The sequence below is a fragment of the Ruegeria sp. AN6 genome, assembly GCF_056540425.1.
Genome location: NZ_JBQFWR010000016.1, coordinates 70,966 through 81,188, shown reverse-complemented (window position 1 = coordinate 81,188; position 10,223 = coordinate 70,966). Strand labels below are relative to the sequence as shown.

General features: G+C 52.2%; 10 protein-coding genes. 8 read left to right on the top strand and 2 right to left on the bottom strand.

Annotated elements, in window-relative coordinates; genetic code table 11:
* Nucleotides 1-225: 225 nt before the first annotated feature.
* From ACR0MQ_RS19405 to ACR0MQ_RS19390, 4 genes are all read left to right on the top strand, one after another.
* Nucleotides 226-609 (top strand): nuclear transport factor 2 family protein, encoded by a 384-nt coding sequence (locus tag ACR0MQ_RS19405; protein ID WP_170772217.1) that lies wholly within the window; start codon nucleotides 226-228, stop codon nucleotides 607-609.
* 136 nt (nucleotides 610-745) lie between these two features.
* Nucleotides 746-1,249, top strand: a complete 504-nt coding sequence (locus tag ACR0MQ_RS19400; RefSeq protein ID WP_480610219.1) for an aggregation factor core — start codon at nucleotides 746-748, stop codon at nucleotides 1,247-1,249.
* Nucleotides 1,250-1,262: 13 nt separating this feature from the next.
* Entirely contained in the window at nucleotides 1,263-1,715 is a 453-nt protein-coding gene (locus ACR0MQ_RS19395) for a TspO/MBR family protein (RefSeq protein ID WP_170772213.1), read from the top strand.
* A gap of 11 nt (nucleotides 1,716-1,726) precedes the next feature.
* Nucleotides 1,727-2,281, top strand: a complete 555-nt coding sequence (locus ACR0MQ_RS19390; protein ID WP_480610217.1) for a CIA30 family protein — start codon at nucleotides 1,727-1,729, stop codon at nucleotides 2,279-2,281.
* A gap of 1,049 nt (nucleotides 2,282-3,330) precedes the next feature.
* Here ACR0MQ_RS19390 and ACR0MQ_RS19385 read toward each other — a convergent pair.
* Entirely contained in the window at nucleotides 3,331-4,941 is a 1,611-nt protein-coding gene (locus ACR0MQ_RS19385; protein WP_480610215.1) for an arylsulfatase, read from the bottom strand.
* 243 nt (nucleotides 4,942-5,184) lie between these two features.
* Here ACR0MQ_RS19385 and ACR0MQ_RS19380 point away from each other — a divergent pair, with 243 nt between their 5' ends.
* Together ACR0MQ_RS19380 and ACR0MQ_RS19375 are read left to right on the top strand one after the other, a co-directional pair.
* Nucleotides 5,185-6,171 (top strand): DMT family transporter, encoded by a 987-nt coding sequence (locus tag ACR0MQ_RS19380; protein ID WP_170547144.1) that lies wholly within the window; start codon nucleotides 5,185-5,187, stop codon nucleotides 6,169-6,171.
* A gap of 108 nt (nucleotides 6,172-6,279) precedes the next feature.
* Nucleotides 6,280-6,747, top strand: coding sequence for a transglycosylase SLT domain-containing protein (locus ACR0MQ_RS19375; RefSeq protein WP_480610213.1), 468 nt, complete (start codon nucleotides 6,280-6,282; stop codon nucleotides 6,745-6,747).
* 411 nt (nucleotides 6,748-7,158) lie between these two features.
* On the opposite strand, the gene ACR0MQ_RS19370 is transcribed toward ACR0MQ_RS19375, so the two are convergent.
* The gene (locus ACR0MQ_RS19370) at nucleotides 7,159-7,812 is read right to left on the bottom strand and encodes a GntR family transcriptional regulator (protein WP_010443508.1); all 654 of its coding nucleotides are present in this window, start codon (nucleotides 7,810-7,812) and stop codon (nucleotides 7,159-7,161) included.
* Nucleotides 7,813-8,020: 208 nt separating this feature from the next.
* On the opposite strand from ACR0MQ_RS19370, the gene ACR0MQ_RS19365 reads away from it, so the two are divergent.
* Nucleotides 8,021-9,103: a Gfo/Idh/MocA family protein gene (locus ACR0MQ_RS19365; protein ID WP_170772205.1), complete on the top strand. Its 1,083-nt coding sequence runs from the start codon at nucleotides 8,021-8,023 to the stop codon at nucleotides 9,101-9,103.
* Between the two features lie 102 nt (nucleotides 9,104-9,205).
* Nucleotides 9,206-10,216, top strand: coding sequence for a sialic acid TRAP transporter substrate-binding protein SiaP (locus tag ACR0MQ_RS19360; RefSeq protein WP_010443510.1), 1,011 nt, complete (start codon nucleotides 9,206-9,208; stop codon nucleotides 10,214-10,216).
* The last annotated feature ends 7 nt before the right edge of the window (nucleotides 10,217-10,223 follow it).

Sequence of the window (10,223 nt, the reverse complement as noted above, 5' to 3'; positions counted from 1 at the left end):
AGATTACTCATGTTATACCCCTGAAACTCAGGGGCTTGAATCATGCAGCCGAGATGACGGCAACCAAATTAATGGGTCCAGAACCTAACCCGCGAAATAGTCGCAACGCAAAATCAAGCCGGTAACTTCTTGCCGATTAGGGATTGAGGTCTTTGCCGGGTTGCTTCCAAGACTTGCGTGGGACAACATTTTTTGGGCGGTGCAAACGTCGATTTGGAGATCAGCATGCCGGACCTCGAAACAAACAAGAAAAACGGCATCGCTTTTTACGAAATGATGTTCAACGCGTGTCGACCAGCCGAGGCCATCGCAACCTTTGTTGGGGAAACCTATACGCAGCACAACCCGCATGTTGGCGACGGTAAGCAAGCCTTTGTCGAGTACTTCGAGCGCATGGCCGCCGAATACCCGGGAAAGCGCGTGGACATCAAACGTGCCTTTGCTGAAGACGATCACGTTATTCTGCATTGCCATCAAATATGGCCCGATGGCCTCGAGTACGCAGGGATCGATATTTTTCGCCTGGATGCTGATGGCAAGATTGTTGAACACTGGGACGTTCTTCAGGAAGTTCCAGCAAACAGCGAGAATGACAATGGTATGTTTTGACTTCGTCGTTCTGACTACGGAGCATTGAACTTCGAAAGCTCCTGTCAGCTAAACCACCATGGTCCAAGGGTATAGGTATGATCCAGAAAACCCGCCGAGGCGTATTTATCAAGAACCGTTTAGTTAGGAGATAAATATGTTCTCGAAGGGTATTCTTACGGCCACCGTTGGACTATTTGCAGCTACGTCGCCTCAAGCTGCTGTACAAATTCGCTTTGTAGAAGGTGCACCCAAGGACCGTTTTGTTCTGACAAATGTCGGAGCTTGCAATGTAGAGGCTTCGACCCTCAAAATTGACTTGTCGCAATCTGCCGGGCGTCTGATTTTCGACGTTACCGAAAAGGGCGCGGGTGTAGAGGCTTTCCAACCTCTCGAATTCGTTGAGGGTGCGGATAATCTGCGGCAAATTCCAGCTGTCGTAGACGGGCAAGATACAATTGAACTTGAGATCGCCTCCCTCGCAGCCGGGGACAAACTCGCCTTTACCATCGATGTAGATGACACTATCGGGCAACGCGAAATTACCGTAACGGGGTCGGAGATCGAAGGCGCCACGGTGTCGTATACCGATGCGAATGAGACCAGGACTGCGACCTTCTCTTCCGAAGCACTTGTTAAAGTGACAACCAAGGACTGCTGAAAGCTCTCCTACAATGTCGAATTGGTTGATCCGCACAGCATTCCTTGCACTCATGTTGGGAGGTGGCATCCTCGTCGGGACACTGACCGCACCTGGCGAATGGTATGCGCAGCTCTCCAAACCGGCTTTCAATCCACCAAATTGGATTTTTGGGCCGGTTTGGACGGTGCTTTATGTCTTGATCGCTATGGCGGGTTGGCGCCAGTTCGAAACAGACCGAAGTGCGACCGCCATGAAGCTGTGGTGGGCACAGATGGGTCTGAACCTTTTGTGGTCCCCGACCTTTTTCGTACTGCAACTGCCGTGGGTTGCCCTTTTGGTCATTGTCGCGTTGTTGGCTGTCATCGTGATGTTCATCACTCAGGTTAGGAATTCAGACCCCGTCTCCGCACTTTCTTTCCTGCTGTACTTTGTATGGGTTGCATTTGCCACGGCGCTGAACCTTTCCATTGCGATACTGAACTGAGAAGGAACAATATGCGTGCCATCTTCATTGGACTTGTTTCAGGTCTTGTTATCATCGGATGCACAATGGCTCAGGCTAATGGAAAACTGACTGAAGACTTCTCCAAGTCTCCGGAAACGCATTGGGATTACGTTGCCGACACCGTCATGGGAGGGGTTTCTTCAGGGCAGGTGCAGTTTCGTTCGGAAGGTGATGTAGCGTTCGCGCGGCTGACCGGAACCGTGAGTACAGAAAACAACGGGGGCTTCATCCAGTTCCTACGCAAGTTGTCTGATCGACCAGACGAGGGTGTATCAGGCGTCAGGCTATTGGTACGGGGGAACGGCGAGCAATACTTCGTTCACCTCAGAACACGTGGCACGGTGCTTCCGTGGCAATACTATCAGGCCGCGTTTGCAACTTCTAACGAATGGACAGAAGTTTATTTGCCTCTGTCAGGCTTCAAGGCTTCAGATGCCATGTTACGCGCTATTCCTGTTGCGGACGCAATCACCTCACTTGGAGTTGTAGCCTACGGGCGCGATCACGACGCCCGCGTAGACGTCAGCGAGATTGGATTCTACTGAAGTTCGCCCAAGCGAGGGGCTGCAATCTTCTGTTGAACCAATCAGATCAGGCGGCTCAATAAATGTAAGCGACAATGCAATTCCAATAGTCTTTGCTCATCCTTTGCAAGCGACTAACTTGGGTACATGGAAGAAGTCACTCGACTAACCGAATGGATGATTACAGAAGGTCGTTGCTCCAACGATCCCGTAAAGGTGGTGTCACAGTTTTGTTCTTCCTCGGTCGAAGCCTGAGTTCCGCTGTGGCGAGCAAACACTGGCCAGCGCTTTGCCAATCCACTGCTTATTGCTTGGGGCGTGGTTTGGACGCCCAACGGCACCGACAGCTACGATGTAACCCATGAGACGACGTTGACGGATGGTTATGTTGGGAGCTCATTCGAGTATATTCTCACGAATAGAAAGCCGCTTCACAAAAGTCTCCAGCAACTGGACTCAGAAACAGAGCATTCATCCTATTTGGAGTTTGCAGAGCAAGGCGGCACCGACTACTACGCTACTTTGCTTTATTACGGTGATGGATCGCTGCATGGTTGTACGTTCGTTACCCAGGCGCCGGATGGATTCTCGCCGGAGCATCTAAGGCTGATTGAAGCGGTCTTCCAGCCCAAAACGCCCGCACAGTGCTCTGGCATATAAACCGCCGGCCCCGGAAACCATTGTTCAAATGGACCAAAGGCCGATCATGCACTAACAATCAAATTGGACCACACAAGCGGGGCTGATCAGCGCCCAGTTCACCCATTGATGGAGCCGAAGGAAATTGACGACCTGGCGAAGCGATTGTCCATGACGACGGGCATGGAACAACTTGTCACTCTTGAAGGCATTTTGCGTGTGGACGAAGCAACAGGTTACCAATTTCAGGAAGGGTTGGTCGACGCTCTGTTGGATCGGTACTTGCCAAAAAACTGAGGCAGGATTCAGATGCCTACTTTAACTTAAAACTACTGGCAAATAGACACCAGTTTAACGTCCGGTTCGGGCTGTAGGGCAGTCATTTACTTGGAGTACAGAGATGGACGGTTATGATCCCTGCGTTAAGCCAACTATCCCTCTGCTGTTTCAATTTTCCAAGCCGCTAGCAGCCTCGGAAGCACAAGATCCCAATCCATAACACCTGTCTGTTTGGCCCAGTTATTGTATTGAGTAATCAGGTGTGCCTCCAATTCGGCGTTGCTCCCTCTCAAATCAGTCAACTCCGTGCGATCCGCTTCGATGTCATATAGTTCCCAATCTTGCCCATGCTGCCTGACAAGTTTGAACTGACCCAGCCGCACCGCCGAATTTCCTTCATGTTCGAAAAAGATAGGCTCATCTCGCGCCCAATCTTTGCCGCGGAACAGGTCCATAAACGACTGCCCTTGCATAGGTTGAATTTCGTGACCACCTACCTCACTTTGATACTGGCATCCCGTTGCCTCCAAAATAGTGGGTAACACATCAACGACATGACAGGCGGCGTGCGCGTTTGCTTCTGAGGCAAACCCATTGGGCCAGTGCGCTATTAGTGGCGTCGATATACCGCCTTCATGAACGTAGTGCTTGAACAACCGAAACGGTGCATTCGAGACATTTGCCCACGGCTTGTCGTAGCTCTGATATGTCTGGGCATCGCCCGGCATAATGTCGGGGCGGTTTCCCATTTCAATGGGGCGGCCGTCATTTGTAGTATCCGGGAAGAATTTTGCCCATCCGTCTTCCGCCATGAATTCAGCGCAGCCACCATTGTCAGACAGGAACAAAATCAAGGTGTCTTCAAACTGCCCCAAACGCTTTAACGCAGCGATAAGTCTACCGATAGATTGATCCATCCGGTCTACCATCGCAGCATAGGTGGCCATCTTTCGTGCCTCCCAATCGGTATTGTGTTCGGCCTCCCAGGGGTGAACGGCAACATCACGTGGAGAAATTTTCCAGTTCTTCTGAAACAGGTTCATGCTGTTCATGGTTTCGTGCCGTGCGGTACGGATTGTGTCCCAACCGCCTGAATACACCCCGTCATAGCGAGCGATGTCCTCGGGATGGGCATGCAGGGGCCAATGTGGTGCAGTATGCGCGAGATAAAGAAAAAAAGGCTGGCCGTCGGGTGTTTCCTCGATCATTTCAATTGCTTTGTCCGTGATTGCATCTGTGAAATAGAAGTCATCCGGGAATGTCATGACACGGCTGTCATCTTCGAGCATGTAATGCGGCGAGAAGAAGTGGGTGACGCCATCGACGATCCCGTAGAAGCGATCAAACCCGCGCTGTCTCGGCGTCGGATGCTCAACATCTCCGACCCGCCAGCTGTCGACTTCGCGCGCCATGAAGTCACCGGCGACATGCCATTTGCCGGACATCAATGTCCGATAGCCACCTGCACGTAGGTGTTCCGCTATGGTGGCGCTGTCATTACGTAAAAACCCCTGGTATGCGGGCGTACCCAGGTCGGCCCCCATGTGACCCACGCCGGCGTTGTGCGGATACAACCCGGTCAAAAGAGATGCCCGCGTCGGACAACAGCGAGCGCAGTTATACATTGCTGTAAGCAGCACACCATCTCTTGCAAGGCTATCGATATTTGGAGTGCGTATTTCCGATCCGGTGGCACCCAAATCTGCAAAACCCAGATCATCGGCCAGGATCAGTATCACATTCGGTCGTTTTCTTGTCGGCATTTGGGGGCTCCATTGCTGCACTTATGAGCTTACCTCATTATCGGTGATGATCTTGCCTCCAAGCGACGCGACGATAGTGGGGAGAGGGAGGTTGACGACCACGGCCGTCGGCACAGAGGCTTCGAGAGCGAGAATGGAAACGGCTCCGGAAGCGCGTCGCGGATATTTGAGCGAACCGCTGTGTCGCAAAGCGACGTGACCTACTGTGTGACCCATGGTAGTGGCCCAAAGAAAGGGCACTTCATGACAGCGGAACAAAAACTACATAACCCGACAGCTGGTATTGCGTTCGTACTGATCGGAATATTGGCGATTTCTATCAATGATATGCTGATCAAATTCCTGTCTGGCGGTTACCCCTTGCACCAAATGGTGTTTACTAGATCGTTGATCGGGATCGGGTTCAGCTTTGCCCTTGTCCAGATGGAGGGCGGTTGGCGCATCCTGAAAACCGATCAGCCGGGACTTCACCTTTTGCGGGGACTGCTGATTGTCATTGCCAATCTGACATTCTTTACGGCTCTGGCGGTAATGCCGCTGGCAGAAGCCACCGCTGTTTTCTTCGTAGCCCCCTTGATGATCACATTGCTGAGTATCCCATTGCTTGGCGAAAAAGTTGGGCCGATGCGGATTGGCGCCGTGCTTGTCGGATTTTTGGGCGTAGTGATCATGACTCGCCCATGGGAGGCAGGTGGAGAGCGTGAAGTTGGTCTGTTGATGTATGCCCTGCCGGTTCTTGCTGCTTTCACTTATGCCCTCAACAACGTGCTAACCCGTTTTCTTGGCGCAAAGTCCAAGGCCTCAGCAATGGCTGTTTACATTCAGGCGTGCTTTATCGTTGTCAGCCTGTTGTTCTGGTCAGTGGCAGGGGATGGGCGTTTTGCGAACGAGTTCGAGAACGAAAGCTTGATCTTTTTACTGCGGGCTTGGGTTTGGCCCGAAGGGTCTGACCGTTGGTTGTTTATCGGCTTAGGATTCAATTCTGCAATCATCGGGTATTGCCTTGGCCAGGCTTACCGCATGGCAGACGCAGCTACAGTGGCACCGTTTGAATATGTCGGTCTTCCCATGGCCATTTTCTGGGGATGGGTCATCTGGGGCGAGCTCCCAAACCTGCCTGTCGCTATCGGTATCGCACTGATCTTGGGGTCAGGATTGTTTGTCTTTTTGCGTGAGCGTCAGAAAAAGAGGCATGTCGTTACTGAAAAGAGAGTGCACCGTCGGTACTAGGTGCCAAATCGAATCTGGCTAAATCCCGCCCAACAATACCTTGGGATATTGAATATCAATCGTAATTGAGCGCTGATGAATCTTGTAGTTAATGAGATGAGAATTTTGATGCGATACACAGTCATTCTTGCCGCGCTATTTATTACCGCTTGCGGCAAGGAACCCGCAGAGCCAATTACCCGACTTTATCCCGGTGAGACCCCTGAGCTGCGTCTGATGATCGACGAAACTGCGGACGCAAACGGAGTACCGCGCAGCCTAGTACACCGTGTGATCCAACGAGAAAGCGATTATCGTCCCAATGCTCGAAATGGCCCATACTACGGCCTGATGCAGATTCTGCCTGCGACAGCGCGCCAGATGGGATTTCGCGGACAGCCTTCCGACCTCTTGGACGCTCAGACCAACCTGACATACGCCGTGAAATACTTGCGCGGAGCTTGGATGGTTTCAGATGGAAACGAGCCCGAAGCGGTCATGTGGTATGCACGTGGGTACTATTACGAGGCGCGAAACAGATGCATGCTTGTGGCCACCGGGCTTAGGGATACTGAGGTACGAAAGTACTGCGGCTGAAGCCCTTTCCACAGGAGCTAGATACAGCTTCAAATTAACCGTAAAGAAGCTCCTCCACACGAATTTCCTGAATGAAATCAAGGGAAGGAATGCAGTGTTATGCGCCCCCCTACATCTAGTTGTAGGTGCGCCGAAACCTCGAAGAAAATTAGCAGGAGCTCCCTAAGAGGAAGGGACAGTTAGATGCCCGACGCTCGCATCGGCTGCAATTCATGCAAGCGACTGATACATTTGAGAAGTTCAAAGCATTGCAGAAGGGTCTCGCTGAACACAAAGCTTGTCTTGCATACTTGGAGGAACAAAAAAGAAAACTCGAACTCGGGGTGGCAGCCGCACGCGAACTGCGCGAAATCGAAAGAAATCGAGGGCGAGTCGCGAGTGATCTATGGCAATTCAATTAGTTGTGGCAGGCTACATGGCCTCTAACGTATGTGCGAGGCCATTTCGAATATGATCCACTAGCAGCTTCTTGGCTGTATCCGCGTCTCTGGCCAAGGCGGCATTGAACATGCCTTTATGCTCCTCGACGGCTTCTTCGCCGCGATAGGTTAGTACAAGCATTTGATAGCGCAGGTATTTATCGTAGATGATCGAGTGCAGCGTCAGAAGGTTCCTGGAGTTGCACGCCGCGATCATGGCTTGGTGAAACTCCCAATCATACCGTTTCCAGGTTTCTTTCTCAGAGTCATCTCCCTTTAGCAGCTGCTGTTCCATCAGGTGCAGCTTATGGTGCGCGGCGACAAGGTTGCCTTCCCAATCCGTGTCGCCGTTTGCAATCGACAATTCCAATGCGTGGCATTCCAACAGGGCGCGCAGCTCTGCGATCTCGGTCAGATCTTCACGGGAAACCGGCGTGACCAGGAAACCCCGTTGCTCGGGAGCTTCGACAAACCCGTCGCTGGCAAGCCTGTTCAGCGTTTCACGAAGCGTCGAAAGGCTTGCTGAGTACCGCTCTTTCAAAGCGTCCAGCTTAAGTTTCGAGCCGGGCTGCAACTCTCCGAAAATGATATCCCGTTTGATGCGCTGATACGTGCTTGCACCTATCGTAGACGGCTGCTTCGCCATGCATTTCACCCGATATTCTTGGTTTCCTCGTTCATCTATCATTATTGAAGGTCATCAGCAATCCAAACTGTTGTATGGTAAAAATAAAAATATCATATATTATTGCGGAATCGGAAAAACCCCAATACGGTCGTGTTCAAATTGGGCGTTGCAGCCTAGTCGCAAACTTAGGATCCAGAGCTTTTTGGATCCTCCGAAAGGAACCAAAGTGCCTCAGAACTTTCGCATTGCCATCGTCGGCATTGGCCTTGTTGGGCGTCGCCACGCAGATGCAATACGTGCGTTGCGTCATGTCGATCTTGTTGCATTTGTCGATCCCAGCGACGAAGGCCGCGCGTATGCTGATGAACATGGGGTCGCGTGTTACGAGACTCTTGAAGAAATGTTCGCCAATCAGACCCCGGACGGCGCTGTGCTGGCGACCCCAACGACACTTCATGTCGAGCAGGGCCTCACGTGCATTCGGCACGGTTGCCCCATACTCGTGGAAAAGCCGATCGCCGTAGAAGCTGCTGCGGCACTAGAGCTTGTTCAAGAGGCGGAGAAGGCAGACGTACCGCTAATGGTTGGACACCATCGCCGGTACAATCCACTGATCAAATCGGCCAAGGAGGCGATCTCTGATGGGCAGATCGGTGATGTTCGTGCAATCCATGCGAATTGTTGGTTCTACAAGCCCGACGAGTATTTTGACACTGCGCCCTGGCGAAAGAAACCTGGCGCGGGACCCATCTCGGTTAATCTTGTCCATGACGTCGATCTTCTACGGCATCTGGCCGGAGAGGTCGTAACCGTTCAGGCGCAATCGGCTGCATCGCAGCGCGGCTACGACAACGAGGATGTTGCTGGCGCGTTGCTGACGTTCGAAGGCGGAGCCATTGGCACCATAAGCGTGTCTGACAGTATCGTCGCGCCATGGAGTTGGGAGATGACGTCTCAGGAATATCCAATCTATCCATCAACCACTGAAAGCAGCTACATGATCGGTGGCTCTCATGGGTCGCTATCCGTCCCTGACCTCCGGCTCTGGAGCTATCGGGGTGAGCAAAGAGATTGGTGGACCCCCATTTCGTCCACAGCGCTCAAGAAGGGCGCCTCTGACCCGTTGGTCAATCAACTCAGGCATTTTGTTGAAGTGGCCCGGCACGAAGCCGAGCCGATCGTATCGGGATGGGAAGGTTTTAGAACGCTTCAAGTTATTGAGGCCATTCAGAATTCTTGCAGATCAGGCGAAACGATCAGGATAGAAAGGTTTCAGCAAGCACCGATCGCAAATGTATCGGTTGTATAAAATATCAGATATTTTGTAAAAAATCTTGCAAAATGTCCAAAATAGGTCAAAACTTGGAATCGTCAAAAAAGAAGCATCAATGATGTCTCAGGGAGGAAAAAAGTGACTTTCAAACTTACACGCCGGGCTGCTGTGTCAGCCCTGGTCGCCACCGGTGTTCTGTTCAGCGCAACAAGTGCAGCGCTGGCGCAGGATAAAGTGCAACTTCGTCTCGCAACCTCGGGGTCGGAAACCGATCAGCGTTCGGTCGCCATGGCCGAAGTTTTCGCACCGATGGTCGCCGATTTCGCGAGTTATGAGCCCAGCTATAACGGCACCATCTTTGCACAAGGTACCGAGTTGGACGCGATCAGCCGCGGTAACCTGGAAATGTCGATCACCTCGGCGCAGGAACTGGCACAGTTCTTCCCCGAGTTTTCGATTTTCACCGCAGGCTATGTCCATCAGGACGCCGCGCATCAGGTTGCTGTCTTCAACGATCCCTTGATGGATGCCTTCAAGCAGAAGGCTGAAGAAGAGCTGGGCGTCAAATTGCTGTCGGTGATGTATCTGGGTCGTCGCCAGGTAAACCTGCGCCAGCCCAAAGATGAATTGACGGTTTCGACACCGGCCGACTTGGAAGGTGTGAACCTGCGGATGCCGGGCACCGACGCATGGCAGTTCCTGGGTAAGGCTCTGGGTGCGGCTCCGACACCAATGGCGTTTTCGGAGGTCTACACTGCGTTGTCGACCGGTGCTGTTGACGGTCAGGACAACCCGCTACCGACCGTTGTGGACGCAAAGTTCTACGAAGTGACTAACCAGATCGTTCTGACGTCGCATCTGGTGGACCTGAACTATATTGCCATCGGCAAAGAGGTTTGGGACAGCCTGACCCCGGAACAGCAAGCTAAAGTTCAAGAAGCTGCAGATGCAGCTGCTGAATCGGGTCGCCAAAAGCAGCTTCAGAAAGAAGAGGATCTTGTAAGCTTCCTGAAAGAGCAGGGCATGGAGATCTACGAACCCGATCTCGCAGCGTTCCGCGATCAGGTACAATCCATGTATCTGGACAGCGAATTCGCCGGTTCGTGGCCCGAAGGCGTTTTGGATAAGATCAACGCTCTGGGCAACTAAGCCTGCA

Bases quoted from the DNA above. Each gene is read 5' to 3' on its own strand.
- ACR0MQ_RS19400 (WP_480610219.1), top strand. From the start codon at position 746: ATGTTCTCGAAGGGTATTCTTACGGCCACCGTTGGACTATTTGCAGCT.
- ACR0MQ_RS19375 (WP_480610213.1), top strand. From the start codon at position 6,280: ATGCGATACACAGTCATTCTTGCCGCGCTATTTATTACCGCTTGCGGC.
- ACR0MQ_RS19380 (WP_170547144.1), top strand. From the start codon at position 5,185: ATGACAGCGGAACAAAAACTACATAACCCGACAGCTGGTATTGCGTTC.
- ACR0MQ_RS19385 (WP_480610215.1), bottom strand. From the start codon at position 4,941: ATGCCGACAAGAAAACGACCGAATGTGATACTGATCCTGGCCGATGAT.
- ACR0MQ_RS19390 (WP_480610217.1), top strand. From the start codon at position 1,727: ATGCGTGCCATCTTCATTGGACTTGTTTCAGGTCTTGTTATCATCGGA.
- ACR0MQ_RS19395 (WP_170772213.1), top strand. From the start codon at position 1,263: ATGTCGAATTGGTTGATCCGCACAGCATTCCTTGCACTCATGTTGGGA.
- ACR0MQ_RS19370 (WP_010443508.1), bottom strand. From the start codon at position 7,812: ATGGCGAAGCAGCCGTCTACGATAGGTGCAAGCACGTATCAGCGCATC.
- ACR0MQ_RS19405 (WP_170772217.1), top strand. From the start codon at position 226: ATGCCGGACCTCGAAACAAACAAGAAAAACGGCATCGCTTTTTACGAA.